Raw genomic sequence first — 26,892 nt, 5'->3', positions numbered from 1 at the left:
TTTCTTACAGACATTACTGCCATAAAAATCAATAATCATATAGTCAATCCTCTATAAATTGGATTCGGTGTCAGGCTCGCTTAGTCTACTATTTGTAGTACTTTCACTCGCCTTCCTTGTATCCAAATCATATTGAACTGACTATAGAGTGCTACAAACAAGTAAAACGATTGAATAAATGAACAATTAAGGAGTAATGTTGATGACTGATGAAATTTATGATCTAGGGGCAGGGTTTTGGAGTATTCGAGGCTCATTTATAAAGAACGGCATACTTGATATCGGTGTCCAATGTGCCCTCATAAAACTACCATCAGGACAATTTATATTCTTAGATAGCTATACGTTAAAGGATGACGTTCGTCAGCAAGTAATGGCATTGACCAATGATGGTCAAGATGTTGAAGCCGTGCTTAATGTTCATCCGTTCCATACGGTACACTGTGCTCAAATGGCGAAAGACTTTCCGCAAGCGACATTTTATGGCAGTAGCCGACATCCAGAACAAGTGCCTGAAGTCAATTGGGCAGATGACTTAGTCGAAAGCGATTCCGTTGCTGCGCGCTACCCTGAACTTAAATTTTCCTTGCCTCAAGGCATCCATTACATCTCACCGGATGAAACGGTTCATGCCAGCTCGCTGTTAGTCTACCACCCTGCTAGCCAAAGCATTTATGTCGATGATACTTTTGAGATACCACCTTCCAAGCGATTCAATGCCGTACAGCCTAACCTAGGCTTACATCCAACCACCAAAAAAGCGCTCAAAGATGACGCTAATGCTGGTAAAGAGTATTGTGATTGGGCAATAGAGCTGGCACATGAGTGGCGCAGTGGCCGTCATTTTTGCGGCGCACATTCAGGCTTAGTGGTGTTTGAGGAAGGTAAATTTGAGGCAGCACTCTTGTCAGTCATTGATAGCGCTCGTAATGAGCTTGAGGCAACAGCACTTTAAAAGCTACTATGTTAAGCGTATAGGTTAAAAAATAAAACAAAGAACCATAAAGCATCGTCATTTTTTGACGCATACCACTCAATACTTACTATAAGGAAAACGATAGATGTCAGATCAAATTCATGATTTAGGGGCAGGATTTTGGAACATACGCGGATCATTCCGCATTGGCGGTGTGCTAAACATTGGTACTCACTGCTCATTGGTTAAACTATCCTCAGGAAAATTTATCTTTTTGGATAGTTATACTTTAACAGGTGAGGTTCGAGACAAAATCATGGCGCTGACCAATAATGGTCAGGATGTCGAAGCCGTGCTCAATGTTCATCCCTTCCATACGGTACACTGTGCCCAAATGGCAAAGGACTTTCCGCAAGCAACATTCTATGGCAGCAGTCGTCATCATAAAAAAATACCAGAAATCGATTGGGCAGATGACTTGGTCGAAAGTGACGCAGTCGCTGCACGCTATCCTGAGCTCAAGTTCTCAATATCAGAGGGCATTTACTATATCTCGCCCAATGAGATGATTCATGCAGGCTCTCTATTGGCCTATCACCCTGCCAGCCAAAGCTTGCACGTAGATGATACTTTTATGAGTCCACCAATTAAGTTGTTAGAAGCTGTATTGCCTGAGCTGATATTGCATCCCACGACCAAAAAAGCACTGAAAAAGGAACCAAACGCTGGCGCGCAATACTGCGACTGGGCGACCAATTTGGCTCATGAGTGGCGTGACGTTCGCAATTTTTGCGCAGCGCATTCTTATCTTGTTCAGTTCAAAGAAGGTGGGTTTGAGAAAGCACTGGTGAAAGCCATTAAGAAAGCACGTCCAAAGTTAGAAGCAGTTTAGTTTTTAGCGTATTCTGACAGACGTCTTTGATAAACATAAAAACGGGTCGCTATTACTGTATTTACTAATGTAGCGACCCGTTTTTTAAGCCAATGACTTTATAAAACATGCGATTATCGAAACAGCAATGTCGCCAGCTCATCTTCATTGTTCAGAATATCTGCCAATGTATAACGCTCGAGCACATTAATAAATGCGGTGAGCGCTTCAAAGAACACGCTTTTAAGCTGACAGGCTGGACTGATTACACAGCCTAGAGATTTATTCTTTTCTTCCTCAATGAATGTCACTGGTAAATCTGCCTGATGAGCGCCCTGCTCACTATCATTATGAGGCGCTGGTACGGCAAAGCACTCAACCAAATTGAAATCAGGCTCTATCTGTTTGATCAATACGCCCAAATTGATATCCTTAGGCGCACGTGCCAATCGTATGCCACCATTTTTGCCACGCACACTCTCTATATAACCGAGCTGGCCCAGCTGATGAATAATCTTGGTCAAATGACTTTTGGAAATACCATAACTATCAGCAATATCGCTAATATTAGCCAATAGTGATGGATCTGGTCTCACGGCTAAATAAATCAATGATCGTAGCGCGTAGTCACTATAGTTGGTCAGTCGCATGTACTTGCGCTCCTATTTTTATAAATTTTATATATTAAGCCAAACAAAGTAAGTCGCATTTTTGGTAATTGCATTTGAAAACAGTATCGTTAGCCCGCTTTAACCAAATAAACCATCTGGCCGAGGACGTGCCAGCATGGGCAGATAACTGATGCAAAATAGCATAAAACAAGCAATCCAAGCACTTTGCGCCATCATAATCCACATTAGGTAATGATTCATATCTACTAGCGGTAATAGTACGCGGCTAATAAATACTAAGACCATCAAACCGTACATAACGCTTACCGTTTTTGGCGGTTGATGAATACTGCGACCCGTATGTCCCAGAGACACTCTAGTCATCATTGCTAACGTCATCATACCAACACCAGCAATCGCCAGTCCATGCATAGCAATGCTGTGCGGATAACCGAGCCAAGGCTGTAGTGCATACAATAAGAAACTCAAACACATACCTAAAAATGCAATATGCAACGACCAAAGTAATGGTTTTTGCCAAATACCGTGATGATACCACCCTATCAGACGAACGATATTAATCACTGCCACGCCAAGTGCGGTCACCGTCAGCAAATACTTATTTGGATAAAATATATCACTAATAAAAAAGGCCAAGAAAAACACTAAGCTTGCGATATCTTGTGTCTTACTATTACGTAGTTTAATGGGTTCTGACGTTTCCATATCTATACCCATGTTAAGACCACGTTCAATAAAAAACGGCACCACGCGGCGGCCAATCGTTAGCACCAGCCCAATAATCAAATAGAACCCAAGATAAATACCTATCTTAGTTGTATTCATATCAGCATTAATAATGCCCCAATAGCAGAGTCCGTTGCCAAAGGTCAGCAGTGCCAGTTTTGCCAAGATACCCATTTGCTTGTATTGCTTAACTTGCCATACTGCTCGACATATCACATATGCCATCGAGGCGACAAATACTACATCAAAAATGGCTGCTATATATAGCCACGATATACTATCACCTATGAGCGTTATGCCAAGCCCAAAACCCAACCAGCTCAGACGTGCCAGCAACCAACAGACAAAGATACCTAGCAACTTATAGCCATGCGGCGGCATAACCCCTGTCCATGTCTTGACCGCGGTTAGCAAAAATCCGGCTACCACTGCTAGGGCATAACCATACACCATTTCATGGCCGTGCCAGTATAACGGGTTCAAAACCTGTGCATCGATATCCGTGTGACCAGTGAACACAAACGCCCATAGCAGCATCGTTACTACGGCAAATAGCGCAGCAGCACTAAAAAATATGCGAAAGCTTAAATTAAGGATAGGATGCGGAGAGCTTGGTGGTTTGCTAGGTAACTTGATAGATTGCATAGCCATCTTCTTAGAGGAGTATAGATGGCTTTAATTATAACATTCATTTTGAATGAACTTTATTAATCTTTAGTCTAACTATCAAATACTTTACTCACCGAAGTGCGGCGCCTACGGGAATCTCTGAGATCAACATCTCAATTATAAAAACCAAGAAAGCAGAATGGCTGTTCTTTAGCTATTATTTAGCTATTATTTAGCCATGACTTAGTCAACACCACTTACAACTGTAATGCCGCGATGACTAACGATACGACCACTATCGCCGTGACATACTGCCTAACTTTAAAATATATGTAACTGATAATCTGCGCTCGATGCAGACTATAATCGATAACCAACAGACTTATAAACCCAATCACTAATAGCCAAATAAAGCTACTGGCTGACAAGGTCAAAAAACCAAGCCAAAGGCCAAGCGCAATGACATTGCTATATATAGGCAGCTTAACCCCCCACTCATTGTCCTCTGTCAAGCTCAGATGATTGCCCCAATGTGCGCCTGCCATAAACGAGCCAATCATTAGGCCATAAGCACTTAGTATATCGACTACCGAGCCAAGCATAGGCACGGTAACAACGTCTACCATCAATAAAAATGCACAGGCGACAAACGGAATAGCACCTGCAAAAGTTAGATAAGGACTGGGTTTTTTCATTGTTTAAACCTATCTTATGATTAGTCTAATAATAGTTGTCACCTGTTGAGTGGAAGTTTTCAACATACATTAATCACTCTTTTGAGTGTTGCCTTGCCACTGACGGATAAATTCACCGTTTGGATCGTATTGCTGGGTTTGCTTGTCGAGATTAAACTGTCTGCATCCTCTTGGATCAGCGCCGACGCCTGCCAAATATTGCCAATTACCCCAATTACTGCCGACATCGTAATCAACAAGATGTTGCTCAAAGTAAGCTGCCCCGTAACGCCAATCAAGCCCTAGCTCATGGATAAAGCAGCTAGCAACCAGTTGTCGCCCGCGATTCGACATATAGCCTGTCGTACTCAATTGATTCATGCAAGCGTTGACGATAGGATATTGTGTTGTACCACTCTTCCATTGCGCTAACAGATTTTCGTCCAATTGAGTTGAAGGCGCGTGCTGAGCAATGCCTTTAAACCAAAATAACTTTTGCTGATGGGTGACAGCATACCAATAGAAATACTCACGCCACAGCAGCTCAAACCATATCCAGTAAGTAGAGTCATTTGCGATAATATCGCGCTCATAGCGACGTAGACGATTTAATACTGTGTTTACAGATAGTGTTCCGTTTGCCAGCCATGCGGAAAACTTCGTAGAATGTGTCCAGTCATCTAGCGCGTTTCGGGTTGTTTTATAAGTGCTGGGCGCATCGGAATCGAAATAGGTATCTAAGTGATTCAGACCGTTTGACTCACCACCTCTAAAGCTGGATAACTGCTGTGAAGGTTTATCACGCTCTGCCTGATTAGCCAACTGCGATTCAAAAAAGTACTCGTCCCTACTCTGCATATTTTCAGGCAATGGAGCAAGTGATTCTGGCGTTGGATAAATAACTATATCTTTTTCTGCATGCAGCAAATCATAGTCACTTTCGATTTGTTTACGAAATTGCGTAAAGCTTTTGGTTAAGCTCTCTAGCGGTAACTCATCAAATAAAGTTGCCGTTGTTTGAATATGCCACTGTATCTCGGGATATTTCGCCTGTAGAAGGCCATATACTTTGTTTTGATTATAATCTGCCGTTTGACTGATGCAAATATCCGTCACTTGTTGCTGCGCAATTAGATCATTCAACTGAGTAAAGACGTCCAATGCTTCATCACCTTTCTGTAAATACAGCAATCTATTACCACGCTGTATCAATGACGCATTTAAATCAGCTAGGCTCTCATGCAAAAACTGCTGGCGAGCTTGCCCTATAGCCTCATAACGATAGGCATCGTAATGCTCTTTATCATTCAGTACATCTGTCAACGATGACGCATAAACCAATAGCAGTTTTCCATTAATGGATATCTTAGATGCTTTCAATAAAGTGGCATTGTCCGCCACTCTCAAGTCATTATGAAATAGTACCAATGTGACATTATTGTTCTCTGAGCTGTTCACTGCTTGATTTGACATACCCTATCCTTCTGGCTGTTTAGCGCTTATTTATTACTTTTAAACTTTAATCTCAAAATATCATATACGATGTAAAACATACTTAGGGCGTATTGAACATTCAACCATGATGCGAGCCTAATACTTGTAAGGCAATGCGCTCAGCCCCAGAAACCACTTATAAGCATTGACTATCATATGTCTGACTGCTTAAATGGCTTACCTCTAGGAGAACACCATGACTCAAAATAATACTACGACTGAAGAAAATAAATCAGATGAAAAGCGTAAACTTATCAATCGATTTTTGATGAGACTGACAAAAGAGCAGCCTCAAATGTATTACGCGACCACCTCTGAGATATCGCGGAGTATTCATACGATGATAAAGGAACACACCAATCGCCTGTCGGTAGAAGAGCAAGCACTGGTAAGACGGATGACTATTGAAGAGATTGAAGGGTTGCTTGGTTTTCATGCCAGATAAATGATTGACTTTCAGATACGTCATTCTCAGTAAGTTGCCAAATGACACACAAAAAAAGACCGCTATCAAAGCGGTCTTTTCTATTAGCTATCAGCTAGATTTAAGACAATTAGAATGGATATTCGCGTGGCTCATTTTGCATTGAGATCCAATGTGTTCTAGTGAATTCTTCTAGTACCCATTCACCGTTGAAGCGGCCGATGCCTGAGTTTTTCTCACCACCAAACGGCGTGTTGCTTTCATCATTGACTGAGATGTCATTGATGTGGGTCATGCCAGCTCTGATACCGCGAGCGAAGCGCAGACCTTTTTGCATATCAGCAGTGAACACGGCACTAGACAGACCATACATAGAATCATTGGCGATCGATAGCGCATCGACTTCGTCTTTGGCACGGATGATACCGACCAGTGGTCCAAACACTTCATTACGTGATAGGTCCATTTCGCGAGTCACTTCAGTAAAGATATGCGGTGGTACGACTTGGCCTTCAATCTCGCCACTTAATATCATTTTTGCGCCCTCTTCCTGCGCTTTAGCGATTTTTTCTTTGAGTGATTTGACTTGTTTTTCATTGATGATTGGACCAACAGCGGTGTCTTGCTTATTAGGATCACCGACGTTTAATGTTTTGACGTGTGCTAAGAAACGCTCCACGAAATCATCATATATCTCATCTTCTACGATGACTCTGTTAATCGCGATACAGATTTGGCCTTGATGCAAGAATTTACCAAAGGCAGCTGCTTTTACCGCTTGCTCAATGTCAGCATCTTTTAGTACAACAAATGGACTGTTGCCGCCTAGCTCAAGTGCCACTTGTTTAATGTATTCGCCGCCGTTCGCTAACTCACCGATATGTTTGCCTACTGAAGTCGAACCTGTGAACGACACTAGACTTGGCGCTTTGTGTTCAACGATTGCATCGCCTATCTCGCTACCTGAGCCGACTACGACGTTTAATAGACCTTTTGGTAGACCCGCTTCTTCAAACACTTTTGCTAGCAGTAGACCACCGGTCACTGGCGTATCGCTAGCAGGTTTTAGTACTACGGCGTTACCAAGTGCTAGAGCTGGTGCGATAGAGCGCTGGGTTAAATGTAGTGGAAAGTTCCATGGGCTAATGACTGCTACCACACCGATAGGCTCACGGTAGATGAAGTTCTCTTTACCAGGGGTATTCGATGGGCGAATCTCACCATGGACACGATTAGGGAATGTCGCTGCTTCAAGCGTAATCGCGCGCGTTGCACCAAACTCAACCATTGCTTTAATACGTGTACTGCCAGACTCTTTAATCAGCCAATCAACGATTTCTTCTTGGCGCTGATCGAGTATGTTGACCACTTTGTATAATACAGCAGCACGTGTTGCAGGCGTTTGCTTCGCCCACGCTTCTTGAGCTTGGGTAGCAGCATCATAGGCTTCATTAAGCTGATCTTTGGTCGCTTGCTGAATCTCTACGAGCGTATCGCCATTGTAAGGATTGGTATTGGTATTAGTGCTATCATCTTTACCTTTTTGCCATTCGCCTGCGATGAACTGCAAGTGAAAATCATTGTAGGCACTGTTGTTACTATCGTTGGTTGACATAATCATCCTTATTTTGCTTTGTTGTTTGACGGACTTATTGTTAATAATCTAAATAGAGTGGTTAAAGCTATCTTGTAAGTAGTAGGTTTAAAGTCTTTATTAAGCTATGAGATAAAATAAATATCTAACCAGTGACTGATGAGAATAAAACCTACCTTGCTAGACGACTGGTCTAATGCTACCATAGCTATTAATAAAACAAGACTACTTTGTCAGTGAATATTGTTGATAAAACGTAACACATACAACTATATCCTATTACAATACGCCATCAACATGACGTTCAAGTGAACGCTAACTGTTTCGACTGACTACTTAATACACAGAACCATCAAGGGAGACAATCCTATTTATGTCTAATACAGACGCTACTACATCAGACACCAAAACGCACTTACTTGCGACTGGTTATCAATTAATAGCCAAAAAAGGCTTTACCGCTGTTGGGCTCAAGCAGATTCTAGATACCGCAGGTGTGCCCAAAGGCTCTTTTTACCATTATTTTTCTTCTAAAGAAGCTTTTGGTGAATCGATCATTAATCACTACTTTGGATTATATAAGACGCGTTTAGATGTCATCGATGCACAAGACGTCAATGCCCAGCAAAAGCTATATGATTATTTTCAGAACTGGTACGACACTCAGCAGAATGGCTGTGACCATGAGAAATGCTTGGTTGTTAAGCTCAGTGCAGAGGTGGCGGATATGTCAGAGACCATGCGTAAAGCACTGGATGCTGGTTATCAGCAAACCACCATGTGGCTTGCTGAGCAGATTAAGGCGGGCTGGGCAGACGGGTCGGTACCCCGTCTCGACAATATTTCAGCTGAGAGTATGGCCAAGCGCTGGTACTTTGCCTGGCTCGGTGCCAGTCTAATGGCTAAGATCAGTCAAACCAACACGCCTTTAGCAGAAATTTGGCATATGACGACCACCCAGATGGGACGTTAACTCTTTTTAAGCAAGCTAGCCTCAAGCCAATTATTTCTAAGCAAGGGAATCTTCGTTAGGGCGTGTTGAACATTCAAATATTAGGGCTGCTGATTGTTAAAATTGCACCAAACTAGGCGCAAGCCGACGATAATGTCGAGACCTTAGCTAGGCTTGCAACAACGTTTGGGGTGATTTTAGCATCAGCCTTTCAGGGCAGTACTCTTTTTTGCCAATATATGGCGAAATTGTTTAACCTAGAATGACTAGGCATCAAAAATTTCACTGCATATTGTCTAAAAAATAGTGACTGCCAGCAACACATTTGAATGTTCAACACGCCCTAATATGAATAGCGCGGTGGCTAAGTTCTCAACCGCCGCGCTATATCATAGCTTGCCATTCGACATCCGCATTTAAACCAGTCTTATCAATAATCGCAAAAAAGGTTTTGTACGATAGTTTTGTAAATATCACTAGACGACTGGTCTAATTGGTGTACAATGCGCATCAAGCTTTAGAGCAAATGCAAAATAAACATTGCTCATCATCCATTGTTCAACGTCAAAAAATTTGATAGAACCATTTTTATTAACATTAGGAATTTTATGAATAACTTTCAATATTACAACCCAGTCCGCATCGTTTTTGGTGAAGGTCAAATCGAGCAATTATCAGACCTAGTCCCTACCGATGCTCGCGTTCTTATCACGTATGGTGGTGGTTCAGCACAGCGCACTGGTACGTTAGACGAAGTAAAAACAGCATTAGCGGCGAGCGGTAATCGTACCGTATTTGAATTTGGTGGTATCGAAGCCAACCCAGAATTCACCACGCTACTTAAAGCCGCTGACATGGTGAATGAGCACAACATCGACTTCTTACTAGCTGTTGGCGGCGGTTCTGTGATTGACGGCAGTAAATTCGTCGCACTCGTCTCTTCATTAACTGAAGAAGACGGCACTGTCTCACGTGATAAGGCTTGGGATGCCCTAACTGGCTATTGCAAAAACATCGACTCTGCTGTGGACTTAGGTGCTGTATTGACCATTCCAGCAACGGGTTCTGAGATGAATTCAGGCGGCGTTATCAACTACAGCGAACGCCAAGCAAAACTACCATTTGGTAATCCACTTGCCTTCCCTAAATTCTCTATTCTAGATCCAATCAAAACACTTACCTTACCTGAACGTCAGGTCATGAATGGTGTTGCTGATGCATTCGTCCATGTGATGGAACAGTATTTGACTTATCCAGTAAATGCGAAAGTTCAAGACGCCTTTGCTGAAAGCTTGCTTAAAATCCTTATCGATGAAGGCCGAATTGTTAAGCAAGATCCAGAAAACCTAGAAACACGTAAAAACATTATGTGGACAGCGACCATGGCATTGAACGGTCTGATCGGTACTGGTGTACCACAAGATTGGACAACGCATATGGTTGGTCATGAGCTCACATCGCTACATGCTATTGACCATGCACGTACGCTAACCATCGTTTTACCATCAGTAATGCGTGAGCTAAAAGAAAGTAAAAAAGAAAAACTGCTTCAGTATGCTCGTAACGTCTGGAACCTTACCGACACTGATCAAGACGACGATGCCATTATCGAAACGGCCATTGTTCATACTGAAAACTTCTTCCGCGAGCTTGGCTTGCCAGTTAGCCTAGAAGACGTCGATTTGACTGAATCAGCCATTGATCCAATCATCAAACAGCTTGAAGTACATAACATGGTCAAACTTGGTGAACACGGCGCAAACGACTTAGAAGTATCACGTCGTATCTTGCAGCGTGCTGTGACCAGCAAAGCGTCTTAATAAGAACTGCGCAAAAACAACCTTAAGAAAAATCAAAACAGTAACAATAACTACATATCGTTATGCTATCTATAGTAGTTACTCAGCTGAGTGCCGAGTAGCTACTACATCTAATACTTCTATAATAATCACAATGAATAAATATAAAGGAGTCCTACCATGAGCTTCGACAAACAACAGAATCAACAAGTAAACCGTCAAATCAAACTTGCCAGCCGCCCTAACGGTGAACCAACCGCTGACAATTTTGACATGGCAACCAGCGACATCCCAACGCCAAATGCGAATGAGATGCTGCTGCGTACCGTATATCTGTCATTAGATCCCTATATGCGTGGCCGTATGAGCGATGCCAAAAGTTACGCTGACCCATTAGCCATCGGTGACGTCATCATGGGCGGCACAGTCGCTCAAGTTGTCGAGTCCAATATCGATGGATTTGCTGTCGGTGATTTGGTCGTATCAAACTCAGGCTGGCAGGACTACAGCGTCAGTGATGGTGAAGGTATCCTTAAGCTTGATAAAAATATGTCAAACCCGTCTTATGGTTTAGGCGTGTTAGGTATGCCAGGCTTTACTGGTTACATGGGTTTGACCGATATCGGTAAACCGCAAAAAGGCGAAACCTTAGTTGTCGCAGCGGCCACTGGTCCTGTTGGCGCAACAGTCGGTCAGGTAGGTAATCAATATGGTCTACGCACCATCGGTGTGGCAGGCGGTAAAGAAAAATGCGATTTCGCCGTCAATGAGCTTGGCTTTGATGTCTGTATCGATCATAGAGCTGACGACTTCGCCGAACAATTAAAAGCCGCGTGCCCAGATGGTATCGACATCTATTACGAAAGCGTTGGTGGTAAAGTATTAGACGCAGTCTTGCCATTATTAAATGACCATGCACGTATCCCAGTCTGTGGCTTAGTATCGCAGTACAACGCAACTGACTTGCCTGATGGTAAAGATCGCCTCGGTATGCTAATGGGCCTAATCTTAAGCCAACGCCTAACAGTCAGAGGCTTTATCATCTTTGAAGAGTATGGCGACCATTTCCCAGAGTTCTTAGCAACCATGAGCAAATGGGTAGAGTCAGGTGACGTCAAAACCAAAGAATACATCGCTGACGGTCTAGACAATGCCCCAGATGCCTTTGTAGGTATGCTAAACGGTGATAACTTTGGTAAAACCGTGGTTAAAGTATCTGACGTTATATAGCTCATGGCTATGTAGCTCAGGTTAAGAAATTAACGCTATACAATGACCGTTGTTAATAACCACTTAACAACACAACTTGCTAAGATCACTATTGAACATTACGTTCGAAGCAGGAATAATGTTAGCAGTCATCGGTTGCATGAATATGGATTAGCCTCTTAAATAGCATCTATATTTATGCAGATAAAGAAATGTGGCTGCTAATCACTTGCTTCACTCTTATATAAATAATAAACAAGGATAACTATGAATATTTTAATGGTACTAACTTCACACGATAAATTAGGCGATACTGGTAAAAAAACAGGCTTTTGGCTAGAAGAATTCGCTGCACCTTACTATGCTTTTCTTGATGCTGGCGTTAATGTAACCCTAGCCTCTCCAGCTGGCGGCCAGCCACCACTAGATCCTAGTAGTGATACTGAAGACACGCAAACTAAAGACACCACGCGCTTCAAAGAAGACAAAGACGCTCAAGAGCATTTGGCCAATACCAAAAAGCTTGCTGACATGAAAGCTGAAGATTTTGATTCAGTATTTTATCCAGGTGGCCACGGTCCATTATGGGATTTAGCAGTAGATAAAAACTCTATCGAATTGATCGAGACTTTCGTCAAGCAAGACAAACCTGTTGCTTTTGTTTGTCACTCTCCTGCGGCGCTTAAAAACGTCAAAATTGATGGCGAATATTTGGTAAAAGGCAAAACTGTGACTGGTTTTACCAACTCAGAAGAAGATGCAGTTGGCCTAACAGACGTCGTACCATTTTTAGTAGAAGATGCACTTAAAGCCAATGGCGGTAACTATGAAAAAGCGGCTGACTGGGAATCCTTTGTGGTTGAAGATGGGTTATTGATTACAGGTCAAAACCCAGCATCATCAGAAGAAGCGGCTACGCGTCTAATCGCAAAGCTCAAAGGTTAAGACTAAACAGTTAACAAATCACACCAAGCAATAAGGTCGATACCATGGTTCGCTTACATCATCTCAATCAATCACGCTCATTACGCACTTTATGGCTCTTAGAAGAGCTAGGTGTGCCTTATGAAGTTGTCAGTCATCAGCGCGATGCCAAGACTCATTTAGCACCAGACTCTCTAAAAGCGGTACATCCACTCGGTAAATCTCCGGTTATCGAGATGGATGGACAAATATATGCTGAGTCAGGGGCCATTACTGAGTTATTGATTGAACGATTTGCGCCTGAGCGTCTGCGACCTGCAACGGGTAGCTCAGACTACGGCCATTATCTAGAGTGGATTGATTTTGCCGAAAGCTCGCTCATGTTGCCACTAATGCTAGAGCTATTTACCAACAAAGCAGGCATCAATGATAATGCATTTTTGAACGGGTATATCGAGACAGAAAAAACCAGATTATTTAAATATCTGGATACCTCTGTTGAGGGTAAGTCTTTTATCGTAGGTGATACGCTCAGTGGTGCTGATTTTATGCTGTCATTTGACTTGATCATTCTTGCTAAGCGTCAAAAGCTCGATGCTTATCCACATATTAAGCAATATGCGGATAAGTTAGCTAGCCTTGAAAGCTATCAGCGTGCGATGCAGTTAGAAGCAAAATATGACGAATCAATTTAGGATTTAATATTAACTAGTACTATGTATTAATTGAAATGCTATCTATTAACTGACCCATCAATTGTTTGATAGACAGAAACAGCTCTCTATAGAGCTGTTTTTTATGCGTGCTCTATTTTACACTTGCACTAATAGCAACCAGATCGTATGAGACAATAAAAATCTAGCACAAGTAAACAATGAATGAGTGAGTAAAATTACTGCACGTGGCCTATGATTTACGTGTGGATGACAATAGCACCATAAAAGTTATGATAAAATTGCTCCTGTATTTCTTGGGTTATCTCTCACATTCCATCAGTGGATCGACAGATTTTTAACACTATAGATATCAATTGCAATGACCTGACCTCTTATCTGAAATCTGTCCTATGTCACTTTATTTTCTTATACAGATTGTGGTACGCCCATGAGTAACGAATACCAGTTTAAGCCTCACGAACAACCAATGATGGTGGGCTCTCCAGCCAACCCTGACCATCCTGCACGCCGTAAAGTGTTTTATTTGCTGATTGGAATTTTCGTTGGTCTCACAGCCAGCTTCCAAAATGGTCTACTTGTCGCAAATCTCACTCAAATTCAAGGTCAACTCGGATTAACGCCCGCTGAAGGGGGTTGGATATCTGTCAGCTACAATATGACCAATGCCTGTATCACCGTTCTACTGTACAAAATTCGCCAACAATTTGGCATGTCACTGTTTAGTAAAATCACCCTATTTTTTCTGTTAGCCGCCACGAGTCTACAGTGGCTGATCAGTAGTCACTTATTAGATACGCCCAACATTGGCATCGAGCCCTATTACCTAGAGATTGTCGCAAGGGGACTGAGCGGTATGGTGGCCAGTGGCATGACCATATTGGGCTTATTTTATTGCTTGCAAGGTATGCCAACCGTCAAACGTACTAGTGGCCTCATATTGGGCTTTGGCTTGGTACAGTTCGGTATTCCACTATCACGCATCATCTCGCCCCACCTCACCATCGATGGTCAGCTTGAAAACTTGTTTTTATTCCAATTTGGTTTGGCGCTGATTTGCTTTGGACTGATTAATATCTTAGAGCTACCACCAGGTAATACAGAAAAAGTGTTTGAGAAACTCGATTTTCTCAGCTTTGGTTTTTTTGCGAGCGGTCTGGCTGCATTAGCGGTCATTTTGGTGCAAGGTAGGATTTTATGGTGGACGACGCCTTGGCTTGTCTATCCACTGATGATTGCCATTGTTGGAATCAGCATCGCCTTATGGATTGAAACGCATCGCAAAAACCCAATGCTACAAGTTCGCTGGATGCGTAGCCGCAATATCATCGCTTTTATGATTACGGGCGCTGTCATGCGAATTTTGCTATCTGAGCAAAATGTCGGTGCGGCAGGATTACTTGCCAACTTAGGCTATGGTAATGATCAGCTCATTACTTTTTATGCGGTCATATTGGCTGCCAGTGTGTTGGCTTTGGTGATTAGTATTTTTAGCACCAATCCGATGGATTTACGTCGACCTGTTATTTTTGCTGTGGCATTGATTGCCGTGGGTTCTTGGATGGACGTTGGCGTGTCTGTTAACTCTGCACCCTACATGTTTTATCTCAGCCAGTTTCTGATTGCATTTGCCGCGGTATATTTTATGGGGCCGCTGGTTTTTGAAGGATTTTTGCGTGCGATTGCCAGTGGTCCTGCCTATATTATTAGTTTTTCTGTTATTTTTGGTATTTCACAAACGGTGGGCGGCTTGGCAGGTGCGGCGGCAATTCAGGCATTTACAACCATTCGTACGCAAGTGCATTATGCCGATATGGTCAGCTCACTGAATTTGGGGGATCCTACGTTCAGCGCTCAAATTGCCGGTACTCGTAGTGTATTGTCAAACCAAACGACGGACGCAGCGCAAGCGAATGTAGCTGCAATGAGCCAAGTATTACAAGGTATTCAGCGCCAAGCAACGGTCTCCGCTTATGGTGATTTGTTTTTTATCATGGCCATTTTATCAACTGTGGCTACTGCTATGTTATTACTCAATTATTTTTACTATCGTTATCACAAACGCAATCCTCTGGCCAAAGAGCTTGCTGTTATTGCAAAAATGCGTGAACCAAAATAACGCCTTTTATTGCATGAGTGATTTTTCACTCTATTGATTTATCGCCATACCATTTAAGTATTTGCTAATTAAACATTTAGGAGCGCGTCATGAGCCAAGAGAAACCTAGTGAGCTGAATCAAACACCTCAGACGTCAACTGATGCTCCCATAACAGACGCACGTATTGCGTCAAATACCGATACCAATCAGGCCGAAAATCCTACAATAGAGCAAACGGATACCTCTGAGGCAAATCCAGCTACTGACATACAAAAAGGCTCACGTGATGAGACGCCTATGCCACCAAAAGAACCTATCGCAGCGGCTACTGGCTGGTCGCCAAAGAAAAAATCCTATCTGAATTTAGGATTATTGGTGGTCATGATTGTCATTGGTGTGGCATTGATTTTGTATGCATGGAAGCTCCCACCGTTTACCCCGACGGTACAGCAAACCAATAACGCCTTTGTCAAAGGCCAGACGACCATCATCAGCCCGCAAGTTTCTGGCTATGTCACCGAGGTAGCAGTACAAGATTTTGCCAATGTCAGAGCCGGTGACCTATTGATAAAAATAGACGATCGAACCTTTCAACAGCAGCTCGAACAAGCACAGGCCAATACCGAAGTGGCTGTCACCAACCGCTCTAGCAATGATCAAGACACCCAATCTAGTCAAGCACAAATCGAAGCACGCAAGGCTGACCTCTATAGTGCCAAAATCAATGTAGAGAGTGCTCGTGAAGATGTAAACCGCTATCAAGGCTTAGACGCTATCGGCGCTGTATCAAAAGCAGAAGTGGCTCACATCAAGGCACAACTTGCTCAAGCACAGGCAGGCGTGCAACAAGCAGAAGCCAACCTACAAGCTGCTCAAGAGAACCGTGAAAAAACCAGTGGCAGTCGCTCATCCCTAGATGCAAATATTAAAAACGCTGAGGCAGGGGTTAAGCAGGCGCAAATCAATCTGGACAATACTATCATCACAGCACCTGAATCAGGGCAGTTGAGCCAAGTCAGCGTCAAAGAAGGTCAGTATGTTAGTGCTGGCACACAGCTCATGTATATCGTACCAAAAGGCATCTGGATTATTGCAAACTTTAAAGAAACCCAAATAGCCAGTATGGCCGTCGGCGAGCCCGCCACCATTCATGTAGATGCGCTGGGCGGTGCTAAATTTACTGGTCGCGTCAGTAATATCTCACCAGCGACTGGCAGTGAGTTTAGTGCAGGGGCAGCCAATCCTGCGACAGGTAACTACATAAAAATCGCTCAACGCATCCCTGTACGCATCGATTTAGATCAAAACCAGCCTGAACTGGCACGCTTACGCCCTGGTATGTCAGTCTCAGTGGATGTCGATACCGAGATTAAGTAAAAAGTTAAATAGAAAACAGTGTCAAATAAAGCAAATGAATGACATAAAAAAAGCCACTCTAAAACCAGAAAAACTGGATATAGAGTGGCTTTTTTATACTTTCAAATACTCTAGGATTTCAAAATAAGACAAATACTATGGTAACAGACGCTTGGTTGTCCAACTGACGCTGTCTTCATTACCTTCACTGTTGTCGCCGCTACTCTGCGTATACACAATTCGGTCATGCATGCGATTGGCCCGACCTTGCCAAAACTCAATCTTTTCAATGGTAATCTCATACCCACCCCAAAATGCTGGCGTTGGCACAGTGCTATTGTCTGGATGTGCTGCTTGAAGCTGTTCAAACGTATGCTCCATGACAGCACGATTGGCCACTTCACCACTTTGCGGCTGACTGACCCAAGCACCTACTTGGCTATCGTGTGGACGCTTTTGGAAGTAGGCTGCAGATTTATCGGCAGCGATCTTAGCAATACTACCGCTGATACGAACTTGACGCTCAAGCTCATGCCAAAAGAACAATGCTTCGGCATTGGGGTTCTCTTCGATATCATGCCCTTTCGCACTTTCATAGTTGGTATAAAAGACAATACCTGTATCCGTAATTTCGCGTAGCAAGACGATACGGACGCTGGGTTTATTGTCTGCACCGCATGTTGCTAGACTCATGGCGTAAGGCTCTTGCACCTTTCGTACTAACGCCTCGTTCATCCAAGCTTTAAAAAGCTCAAATGGTGACGTTGGTATTGATTGCTGATCTAGCTCACCTTTCTCATAGGAGAGGCGTTGATCGGTAAAGTCCATACTCATGATCATTCCTTATTTTAACGTTGTTGCCTTATTATATGAACTGATCTTAGCCTAGTACCGATTTTATATGATTAGCCAGATCATTTGCCATCACATCGCATTCTATTTCGTCATCTGACTCGACCATTACTCGAATCATCGGCTCTGTGCCTGACTGACGTATCAGCAGACGACCACGGCCTTCTAAGGTTGCCTGAGCTTTATCAAAAGCTGCAACCAGCTCTTCATGCTCAAATGGGTCTTGCATCTTAGACAAGCGTACATTGACCAGCTTCTGTGGCAATACCTCAAAACCTTCGACAAGCTCACTTAAGGCACGTCCTTGCGCTTGCATCACTGCCAGCACTTGCAAGCTTGCGATGATCGCATCCCCAGTACGGCTCTTATCTAAGCACAAGATATGTCCTGATGGCTCGCCGCCTAATATCCAACCATTTGCTTCAAGCTCATGCATCACGTAGCGATCACCTACTTTTGCACGGGTGAACTCAATGTCTGCTTCTTTCAGCGCTAGCTCTAATCCCATGTTACTCATGAGTGTTCCAACAACACCTGCAGCTCTGTTTAGACCCTTGGTTGCGAGTACATACAAAATACCATCACCATCAACAAGCTTACCGGTCTCATCAACCATCACAATACGATCGCCATCACCATCCAATGCGATACCGACATCGGCTTCGTGCTCAACCACTGCTTTTTGTAGACTCTCAGGATGAGTAGAACCGCAATCAGCATTGATGTTGATACCATCAGGTGTATTGTGAATAGCAATCACTTTAGCGCCCAATTCACGCATGACTCTGGGTGCAACACTATAGCCTGCACCATTGGCACAGTCGACCACAATGGTTAGATGACTGAGATCGTACTGATAAGGGAAGCTGCCTTTGCAAAACTCAATGTAGCGGCCTTTTGCATCATCGATTCGATTGTTTTTCCCCAGTTGTGCTGGGTCTAAAATTGGCATCATCAAACTGCTGTCACTGCTATCAATATTCATGATGGTTTTTAGCTTATCATTGATGGCATTTTGCATCTCATCAGTCAGCTTTTTGCCATCACCTGAAAACAACTTGATGCCGTTGTCATAGTAAGGGTTATGCGACGCTGAGATAACCACGCCAGCATCGGCATTAAAACTGCGCGTCAGATGCGCGATGGCTGGGGTTGGCAGTGGGCCGAGCATATGCACATCGACGCCTGCTGCGTTGAATCCTGCCTGTAATGCGCCTTCAATCACATAACCGGACAGGCGCGTGTCCTTCCCAATCACCACACTTGGCCTACGTGCAGGATTATCATTTCTTTCTACCAGCACCTGTCCAGTAACATAGCCCAATTTTAAAATAAAATCCGGGGTAATGGGTAGCTCACCAAATTTTCCGCGAATACCATCAGTACCAAAGTAGCTCATTATGTCTGCTCTCCAAGTTTTAAAATTCGTGATATATCAAAAAGTAAAAGGCCCGATATATACTCAGGCAATACGGTCATTATAATAATTTATTTCTATATTTTACAAAAAAACAGCCAACAATAGCAAAGCATTGTTGGCTGTTTCTATCTTAAAGTCAATGCAGCTCTACAAACCAGCTATCATTAACGCAATACAGAGCGATCAAACACAGTCTAATCTACTCGGTAGTTAGGTGCTTCTTTGGTGATTTGTACATCATGCACATGCGACTCTTTCATGCCCGCTGACGTTACTTTGATAAATTGCGGATTGGTACGCATGTCTTCGATAGTGGCAGAACCTGTATAGCCCATTGATGAACGTAAGCCACCAACCAACTGGTTAACAATACCAGCGACTGGACCTTTATAAGGGACGCGGCCTTCGATACCTTCTGGTACCAGTTTTTCGACGCCATCTTTGGCATCTTGGAAGTAACGGTCTGATGAACCATTTGATCCTGACATCGCACCTAAGCTACCCATACCGCGATAAGCTTTGTAGTAACGACCTTGGAACAGCTCAACCTCACCTGGCGCTTCTTCTGTACCTGCCATCAATGACCCGACCATGATGCATGATGCACCAGCGGCAATGGCTTTTGCCATGTCACCTGAATAGCGGATACCGCCATCAGCAATCAATGGAATACTGTCTTTTAATGCACTAGCAACGTTATCAATTGCTGAAATTTGCGGTACACCGATACCGGCTATGATACGCGTGGTACAGATAGAACCAGGGCCAATACCCACTTTTACTGCATCGGCGCCTGCATCACGTAATGCCAGTGCCGCATCACCTGTGGCAATGTTGCCACCGATTACTTGTACATTTGGATAGTGCTTTTTGATCCAAGCAACTTTATCGATCACACCTTTTGAGTGGCCATGTGCAGTATCCACCACGATGATATCGACATCAGCTGCAATTAACGCTTCAACGCGCGCTTGCGTATCTGCACCAGTACCAACTGCCGCGCCAACACGTAGGCGACCTTGCTCATCTTTACAAGCATTTGGGTTGTTTTCAGCTTTAGCAAAATCATTAACCGTAATCAAACCGCGCAAACGAAATTGATCGTCAATGACAATGACTTTTTCGATACGGTGTTCGTGTAGCAAGCGTTTGATATTTTCGTTGCTCTCACCTTCGTGTACGGTGACTAGCTGATCTTTTGGTGTCATGATTTGGCTGACTGGTAGTGACAGATTGGTCTCAAAACGCCAATCTCGGTGAGTCACAATACCCACCACATTATCAGTGCCTCTCTCTACCACAGGGACGCCTGAGATGTTATTGTCTTGAGTCAATCGCAACAACTCACCAATCGTCATCTCTGGATGTACTGTGATTGGATCGACTACCGTACCCGCTTCAAACTTTTTGACACGGCGTACTTGCGTAGCTTGCTTAGCAATATCCATGCTCTTGTGCAGGATACCCATGCCGCCTAGCTGTGCCATGGTGATGGCCATTTCAGACTCAGTCACTGTATCCATAGCCGCAGAAATCAGCGGTAGATTCAGTGTGATGTTTTTGGTCAAACGGGTCGTCAGATCGGCAGTTTTTGGCAAGACTTCAGAATAGGCTGGCAACAATAAAACGTCATCAAAGGTTAAGGCTTCATCGACAATTCGCAACATACAGACCCCTAGTGGTGGTTATTTTGATGGGTGGGATTTTTGCATTAAGACAATCAACATTGCTGATACAAATCATTGATCAAAAGCGGGTGACACTAAACGCTTTAATATCGCAATTGATTGATGGGTCGTTAGTGGATAAAATATAATGTCGAAACAAATATAGTATCGCTTCACGCTTAATGACTCATTTATCCCTTAAAAATAACGCCACATTGTAACAAATAAGCGCACAAATCACATGCTATATTTGTCAGATTATTTTACAAACCTAAATATAAAGGCAATTAAAAAGTCCTCTACTCAAAAGCAGTACCTTATTGCATCCTGATGAATCACTCATCATTGTCCTTTAATATATAACGTTCTGTCGGTAAATACTTATTCTGCTGCTGATGCAAGTAGCCCAGCATCTGCTCACGTACTTCACAGGCCAATGTCCAAGCCTCTATGGGGCCTACCGCTGACACGGCACCACGCAGTTGAATGGTTCTTTCAGTCACTTCTACCACAAAAATCGCAGGCTCGGTCTTCTCATCCCAGAGCTTGTTATCCTTGGTCACCGATACAAACTGCTCACGAATGGCATCAATATCTGCCCCATAATCGATATACAAAAACACCGGACAAGTCTGGTGTACTTCTGTATGTGACCAGTTCTCAACCGTATCAGTAATCAATTGGCGCATCGGTACGATTAGTCGGCGCTCATCCCATGTTTTTAGGACCGCATAGGTATAACGCAGGTCTTCAACCGTACTAAAGTTACCGTCCATGATCACACTGTCACCAATCCTAACAGGCTGCGTCACTGCCACTTGTACTCCAGCAATGATATTACCCAGTATCGGTTGAGCTGCGATACCAATAACCACGCCCGCGATCCCAGCCGATGTAAGTAACGTTTTGCCAAGACCTTCCATGTTGGCAAACTCACTCAGACCTATCCAGATACTGCCCAATATCATGACAAAGATGAAAACTCGGCGAAATATCGAAACATAAGTACGGCGTTGTCGCACTTTATCAAAGTGCTCCTCTCCTAGATTTTCAATCTGCATGTCTTGATAGCGATTGGCAAAAAAGTTGATCGCACGTATGCCAAACCACATGGTGCTAAACACCAAGCCAATCCAGATAAGCGGACGAGTCGACGAGGCAACCGCATCCAAATAAGGAAATCCGCCCGAAACCAAGGTAAAAACCAGTGAAAAACTGATGGTAAATGTCAGCGGTACCGTCAGCTTACTGACCAAATCTGCTATGCCGTTGGTACTGCCGACGTACATGGTGTATTTTTCATCATCAATATAACGGCTGATGAGCTTTTCCGTGCCTTTACTGAGTAGCCAGCCCACACCCATGGTCAATAAGAAAAACAGCAATAACGAGGCAAACTCCCATAGCGCAATCCCAAAAAATTTGAGCTTAAGCCATGTAGGTAAATAACGCTCGAATTCTGCTGGATGATATTGCTCATACAGGTTGTCAATATTGCCTACCGTCTGCGCAGAAAATACCCAAATAGGTGCCCCGTCCCCTACTCGTACTCGCTGCAAATAAATAGGCACGCGGCGCTCTCGGTAATCGATATAACCCAATTGAATAGAACGTCTCGCAATCCCCATGATACTGCTGCTATTGCCAAGCGGTGGCTCGATGAGGCCGTCAGGACGATCTGGCATATCATCGAAAACATACAGCTCTTTTTCAGACAATAAAAAATCCAGCCGTTTCGTTAAATCAATCGCACGGCTACGTTGGGTAGTCTCATCAATCAAATTCATGTTCAGTGCATAAGAAGCCAAATCGTATTGCTGCTTCATAACTGCTGATTGAAAAAACTCTAAAGCGGCAAGTGGTGTCTCTAGGTTTGGTGGCTCAACCAGTGGTGGCAGCCCTCTATTGAGCGTGTCGAGTAAATAGTAGCCCTCATTAAACTCTCCGGTCAGTGCAGAGTCACCCTGTAGCGTGCCTGCCTGCTCCACTGCACTGCGCTCAGTAGGATCAAAAATCTCTTCCGCCACAGCAGAGAGACTGATATTTGTGTTTTTTAGCGTGTCCACCTGTTGGGCGGCATATTCCGTTAAACTGTCAGGTTTGTCCGAGGATGAGGATGTCGCTTGTTCATTGCTACTTATCTCATCGTTATTGCTTGCAGCATTGACGGGCATACCAATCGCCATCATAGCAACCACCATATATCCGAGCAGTAATTGCCAAGCATGGTAGAAAATATGACGTGGCTCTTTATTTAGGTCATGATTGTGGTCAGAACTCGTGGTCGTTCTATGACAATCAATAGGGCTATTTTTAAAAGTTTTCATATTTTATCAATCACTGGTTTGCGAGAAATGATGGGACAAAGCTGCACTGAATAAAGCTTAACTTAATTTAAGGTCTATTTCATATTCAACTATTACGCAAAAAAAAGCCAGCGCAACGCTGACTTGATTCATTAAGATAAAGGTAAAGCGCATATATATTTTATCACTCACATTTGCGCATTTAAGGAAGAAACGTTAGAAATAGCACTTTAGACAAAACGATATCAATCACCGTCAATGATTGCCTTTTTCAGTCAGCCATGTTTTAGGCGCGGCGCCATGTCGTACCAGCACGACTGTCTTCAAGCTCAATCCCAGCTTCTTTTAGCTGCTCACGCACCTCATCAGCACGCGCAAAGTTTTTGTTAGCTTTAGCTTCTGCACGCTGGGTGATTAGTCCATCAATGGCCGCATCACTCAAACCGTCTTCTGCCTGTTCCCCAATCACGGCTTGCAAAAACTGATTCACAGGCTGCTGCAAGATATTGAGCACTTGCGCCAATGCCTTTAGTTGCTGTGCCGACTGCCATGCGGTATCTATTTCTTCAGCTTTGATGGCTTTAGTAATATCTCGTGCCAGCCCAAACAAGACACTGATCGCGGTTGAGCTATTAAAGTCATCATTCATTGCTTTGATAAAATCTTGCCCAGCTGCACTACTATAGGCTTCAGTAGTCAGCGCTTCGTCGATTATTAGCGTCTCACCCTTTAGCTGTTCAGCCAATTTTAGAACGTTATATAGTCTGCTTAGGCCATTGTGTGCTTCATCCAATGCGCTATCAGAGAAATTGACTTGGCTACGATAGTGACTCGATAATAAGAAAAAACGTACCGTTTCTGGCAGGTATTTTGCCATCACGTCGCGAATGGTAAAAAAGTTACCTAGCGATTTAGACATCTTCTCACCATCGACATTGATAAAGCCGACATGCATCCAATTACGGGCATACTCACAGCCCGTTGCTGCCTCTGACTGGGCAATCTCATTCTCATGATGCGGGAACTGCAAGTCATGACCACCGCCATGAATATCAAACGTACTGCCTAGGCACTTGGTTGACATGGCAGAGCATTCAATATGCCAGCCTGGACGACCTTGTCCCCATGGTGATGCCCACTGCGGCTCATCAGGCTTTGCCGCTTTCCATAGTACAAAGTCGAATGGATTACGTTTGTCGTTTTCGACATCGACGCGCGAGCCTGCCTGCATCTCATCAAGATTACGCTTGGATAATTTGCCATAATCAGCAAAACTGTCGACCGCATAATAGACATCGCCATTGTCGCCTGCATAGGCATAGTCGCCGGTGACTAGCGTCTCAATCATATCTTGCATATCATCGATATGATCGGTCGCGCGCGGCTCAGCATTTGGCATCTCGCAGCCAAGGGCGGTCGCGTCTGCGTGCATGGCTTCAATAAAACGCTGCGTCAACGTACCAATCTCTTCGCCATTTTCAGAAGCACGCGCAATAATCTTGTCATCGATATCGGTGATATTACGAACGTAATTGACGTTATAGCCCAACTGCGTCAGCCAGCGTACTGCCATATCGAACCCAACCATCACACGTGCATGCCCAATATGACAATAATCATAAACGGTCATACCGCACACATACATACTGACTTGTCCTGCTTTGAGTGGTACAAACTGACGTTTGCCACCAGTGAGTGAGTCATGAATGGCAAGCTGAGACATCGCATCGGCAAGTGGTGTGGTCATAGTAAAAAAGCCTTTTTAACAATAGATAAAATAAAAATAGATAAACGAAAGTAATGATATGAGCAGCACTCAATCAATCATCGAGAGGGACAACTGTGATAATCATCATAAAACGTAACCCATTATCTTAGCGAAAAGCGCTGTAAAATACTACAATGAGCACGCAACTAACACCATTCAATGGTAAAAACCGTTAAGGATATAGACATGGGCAATCGCTTGAGCAAAATATATACGCGTACTGGAGATGATGGCAGCACTGGTATGGCTGATGGTAGCCGCGTCAGCAAAGCGGACAATCTATTCAACGTCATGGGTGATATCGATGAGCTCAACTCACACATTGGTCTAGTACGGGCGCAACTAAAAAGAAATAAAGGGCAATCTATCGAAAAGGAGTTTTCTGAAGCCTTAGTTATCATTCAGCACTTATTGTTCAATATAGGCGGTGAACTTGCGATGCCAGAATACGAAGGCGTGAATGCCACTCATATTGAATGGGTAGAGCAGCAAATTGATGCAATGAATACCACCCTGCCACCGCTAAAAGACTTTATTCTACCAACAGGGTCAGTATTGGTGAGTCAGCTGCATGTCGCACGTAGTGTCTGTCGCCGTGCTGAGCGCCAAGCTGTACTATTGCAGCAGCAACGTCCAGACGCCATTCGCCTGACTGCGGTAAGCTTTATCAACCGTTTATCTGATTGGTTGTTTGTCGCCGCGCGCTTTTGTACTGATCCCGAACAAGTCTCTGAGGTGTTGTGGGACAGTCAAGCATTGCAGTCATTCGCTAAAAACGGCTAATGACAAAGACTAGATAGCGGCTATTGATACTCTTAAACGCATAAAAAATCCCGCGACATTGCTTGTTGCGGGATTTTTGTTATTTAGCATAGTGATTAAGGTTACTAGCCAATAATTAAATGCTACTAAGGGGATAAAAATTAATAAGTAGCGCTGTCATCTTCAATAATCACCATATCGATGCTGTCATCTTTTGGCACCATCTTAGGGACAGCAGGCGTTGCTGGTTTTTTAGGCTCAGTACTGGTAGCCGCTTGGCTATTGTCTGCTGAGCTGCTTTGACTACTGGTCGGTTTGTTAATAGTCGGTGGCGTTGCAGGCTGAGCAGGAGGCGTCGGCTCAGTTGGCGTGACTATCTTAGGCTGGCGAACTGGTGCTGGTTGGGTTCTATTATTTTGCGTAGGCGCAGGACGCTCAGCGGCGCGTTGTGCACGCTGTGCATCCATTGCACCTTTGAGTACAGAACCGGCCACCACATCTGCCACAACTGTCATCAGAGCTGGCTGTCCAGCAATACGTGTACGTACTTGACCGCCCTGAGTACCAACGACATAAGTAAAGGCATCATCAACGAGCATATTGTTATTGATACGGATGTTATCTTGTGCCAAACGTGACTGTAAGCTTGGCTGATTATTAGCCGCTTGTACTTGGCTGGCTTGATACAGATCTTCGCTTGGCAGCGTCATACTGACACTTGCTTGACAAGTGGTCATGCCGTTGTCATTGGCTTGCTGTAAGATAGCTGCATTCTGCACATCAATGACGATACCATTGGTTTTTTCGGTAATAGTGCCACTGTCTAGACTGATCTCTGCCTCATTGGCATAGTTGGCAGCCGATGACTGTGCTTGTTGATTCAGGGTGTTTCGTAGTGCTGCCTTTAAGCGATCTTGTACCATTGGGTCATCACAGCTAACGGCAGGAGCAACAGCGGTTTCAGACTCTGCAGCGTCCTGCTCTGTCAGCTCTGCTGCCTCAGTAGACTCTTCTTTATCTGAGCGATTACAGCCTGCAAGCACCAAACTACATACCAACCCGATTCCAGCAACTTTATGCCACTTGCTTAAACTTATATTTGCTACGCTCATACTTACTCTACTCCCGATGTTCTGATTCGTACCGTCACTGACTGACAGTGT

22 protein-coding genes are annotated in these 26,892 nt (G+C 43.8%); 11 read left to right on the top strand and 11 right to left on the bottom strand.

Going from position 1 to position 26,892, the window contains the following annotated elements; all coding sequences use genetic code 11:
• Positions 1-202 precede the first annotated feature (202 nt).
• A complete protein-coding gene (locus I6E86_RS12530; RefSeq protein ID WP_197177739.1) occupies positions 203-955 on the top strand; it encodes a hypothetical protein in 753 nt (250 codons plus the stop codon).
• 106 nt (positions 956-1,061) lie between these two features.
• Positions 1,062-1,808, top strand: a complete 747-nt coding sequence (locus tag I6E86_RS12525) for a hypothetical protein (RefSeq protein WP_197177738.1) — start codon at positions 1,062-1,064, stop codon at positions 1,806-1,808.
• A 113-nt stretch (positions 1,809-1,921) separates the two neighbouring features.
• Here the strand turns inward: I6E86_RS12525 and I6E86_RS12520 are convergent, their stop codons facing one another.
• The 4 genes from I6E86_RS12520 to I6E86_RS12505 all read right to left on the bottom strand — a co-directional run bounded on the left by I6E86_RS12520 (position 1,922) and on the right by I6E86_RS12505 (position 5,901).
• Positions 1,922-2,437 carry an Rrf2 family transcriptional regulator gene (locus I6E86_RS12520; RefSeq protein WP_197177737.1) on the bottom strand — a complete coding sequence of 172 codons (516 nt, stop codon included), beginning with the start codon at positions 2,435-2,437 and terminating at the stop codon, positions 1,922-1,924.
• 99 nt (positions 2,438-2,536) lie between these two features.
• Entirely contained in the window at positions 2,537-3,790 is a 1,254-nt protein-coding gene (locus tag I6E86_RS12515; protein WP_197177736.1) for an NnrS family protein, read from the bottom strand.
• Positions 3,791-4,011: 221 nt separating this feature from the next.
• On the bottom strand, positions 4,012-4,449 hold the full coding sequence (locus tag I6E86_RS12510; RefSeq protein ID WP_197177735.1) for a DUF3429 domain-containing protein: 438 nt from the start codon (positions 4,447-4,449) through the stop codon (positions 4,012-4,014).
• 69 nt (positions 4,450-4,518) lie between these two features.
• Positions 4,519-5,901: a DASH family cryptochrome gene (locus I6E86_RS12505; protein ID WP_197177734.1), complete on the bottom strand. Its 1,383-nt coding sequence runs from the start codon at positions 5,899-5,901 to the stop codon at positions 4,519-4,521.
• Positions 5,902-6,118: 217 nt separating this feature from the next.
• On the opposite strand from I6E86_RS12505, the gene I6E86_RS12500 reads away from it, so the two are divergent.
• Entirely contained in the window at positions 6,119-6,367 is a 249-nt protein-coding gene (locus I6E86_RS12500; RefSeq protein ID WP_010201084.1) for a hypothetical protein, read from the top strand.
• Positions 6,368-6,476: 109 nt separating this feature from the next.
• Here the strand turns inward: I6E86_RS12500 and I6E86_RS12495 are convergent, their stop codons facing one another.
• Positions 6,477-7,961, bottom strand: coding sequence for an aldehyde dehydrogenase family protein (locus I6E86_RS12495; protein WP_197177733.1), 1,485 nt, complete (start codon positions 7,959-7,961; stop codon positions 6,477-6,479).
• Positions 7,962-8,313: 352 nt separating this feature from the next.
• On the opposite strand from I6E86_RS12495, the gene I6E86_RS12490 reads away from it, so the two are divergent.
• The 7 genes from I6E86_RS12490 (at position 8,314) to I6E86_RS12460 (ending at position 16,975) form a co-directional block, all read left to right on the top strand.
• Entirely contained in the window at positions 8,314-8,913 is a 600-nt protein-coding gene (locus I6E86_RS12490) for a TetR/AcrR family transcriptional regulator (RefSeq protein ID WP_197177732.1), read from the top strand.
• 587 nt (positions 8,914-9,500) lie between these two features.
• Positions 9,501-10,712, top strand: a complete 1,212-nt coding sequence (locus tag I6E86_RS12485; protein ID WP_197177731.1) for an iron-containing alcohol dehydrogenase — start codon at positions 9,501-9,503, stop codon at positions 10,710-10,712.
• Positions 10,713-10,871: 159 nt separating this feature from the next.
• Positions 10,872-11,921, top strand: a complete 1,050-nt coding sequence (locus I6E86_RS12480) for an NADP-dependent oxidoreductase (RefSeq protein ID WP_197177730.1) — start codon at positions 10,872-10,874, stop codon at positions 11,919-11,921.
• A 246-nt stretch (positions 11,922-12,167) separates the two neighbouring features.
• Positions 12,168-12,845: a type 1 glutamine amidotransferase domain-containing protein gene (locus tag I6E86_RS12475; RefSeq protein WP_197177729.1), complete on the top strand. Its 678-nt coding sequence runs from the start codon at positions 12,168-12,170 to the stop codon at positions 12,843-12,845.
• Positions 12,846-12,889: 44 nt separating this feature from the next.
• A complete protein-coding gene (locus tag I6E86_RS12470; protein WP_194364214.1) occupies positions 12,890-13,519 on the top strand; it encodes a glutathione S-transferase family protein in 630 nt (209 codons plus the stop codon).
• 409 nt (positions 13,520-13,928) lie between these two features.
• Positions 13,929-15,617: an MFS transporter gene (locus I6E86_RS12465; protein WP_197177728.1), complete on the top strand. Its 1,689-nt coding sequence runs from the start codon at positions 13,929-13,931 to the stop codon at positions 15,615-15,617.
• 89 nt (positions 15,618-15,706) lie between these two features.
• Positions 15,707-16,975: an HlyD family secretion protein gene (locus I6E86_RS12460; RefSeq protein WP_197177727.1), complete on the top strand. Its 1,269-nt coding sequence runs from the start codon at positions 15,707-15,709 to the stop codon at positions 16,973-16,975.
• Between the two features lie 135 nt (positions 16,976-17,110).
• On the opposite strand, the gene pdxH is transcribed toward I6E86_RS12460, so the two are convergent.
• From pdxH to cysS, 5 genes are all read right to left on the bottom strand, one after another.
• Positions 17,111-17,782, bottom strand: coding sequence for a pyridoxamine 5'-phosphate oxidase (gene pdxH, locus I6E86_RS12455; protein WP_197177790.1), 672 nt, complete (start codon positions 17,780-17,782; stop codon positions 17,111-17,113).
• A gap of 52 nt (positions 17,783-17,834) precedes the next feature.
• Complete coding sequence (glmM, locus tag I6E86_RS12450; protein WP_197177726.1) at positions 17,835-19,205, bottom strand: phosphoglucosamine mutase; 1,371 nt, start codon at positions 19,203-19,205, stop codon at positions 17,835-17,837.
• A 215-nt stretch (positions 19,206-19,420) separates the two neighbouring features.
• Positions 19,421-20,893, bottom strand: coding sequence for an IMP dehydrogenase (gene guaB, locus I6E86_RS12445; protein ID WP_194364210.1), 1,473 nt, complete (start codon positions 20,891-20,893; stop codon positions 19,421-19,423).
• Between the two features lie 335 nt (positions 20,894-21,228).
• Positions 21,229-23,220, bottom strand: coding sequence for a mechanosensitive ion channel family protein (locus I6E86_RS12440; protein WP_227680649.1), 1,992 nt, complete (start codon positions 23,218-23,220; stop codon positions 21,229-21,231).
• A 265-nt stretch (positions 23,221-23,485) separates the two neighbouring features.
• Complete coding sequence (cysS, locus tag I6E86_RS12435; protein ID WP_197177725.1) at positions 23,486-24,946, bottom strand: cysteine--tRNA ligase; 1,461 nt, start codon at positions 24,944-24,946, stop codon at positions 23,486-23,488.
• A gap of 207 nt (positions 24,947-25,153) precedes the next feature.
• On the opposite strand from cysS, the gene I6E86_RS12430 reads away from it, so the two are divergent.
• The gene (locus tag I6E86_RS12430; protein WP_197177724.1) at positions 25,154-25,750 is read left to right on the top strand and encodes a cob(I)yrinic acid a,c-diamide adenosyltransferase; all 597 of its coding nucleotides are present in this window, start codon (positions 25,154-25,156) and stop codon (positions 25,748-25,750) included.
• Between the two features lie 140 nt (positions 25,751-25,890).
• Here I6E86_RS12430 and I6E86_RS12425 read toward each other — a convergent pair whose 3' ends face one another.
• Entirely contained in the window at positions 25,891-26,841 is a 951-nt protein-coding gene (locus I6E86_RS12425; protein WP_197177723.1) for a hypothetical protein, read from the bottom strand.
• Positions 26,842-26,892 lie beyond the last annotated feature (51 nt).

Origin of the sequence: Psychrobacter sp. SWN149 (assembly GCF_015864565.1) — a bacterium.
Taxonomy (GTDB): domain Bacteria; phylum Pseudomonadota; class Gammaproteobacteria; order Pseudomonadales; family Moraxellaceae; genus Psychrobacter.
Note: the sequence above shows the minus strand (reverse complement) of the source record. Positions and strands in the feature narration are given on the sequence as shown.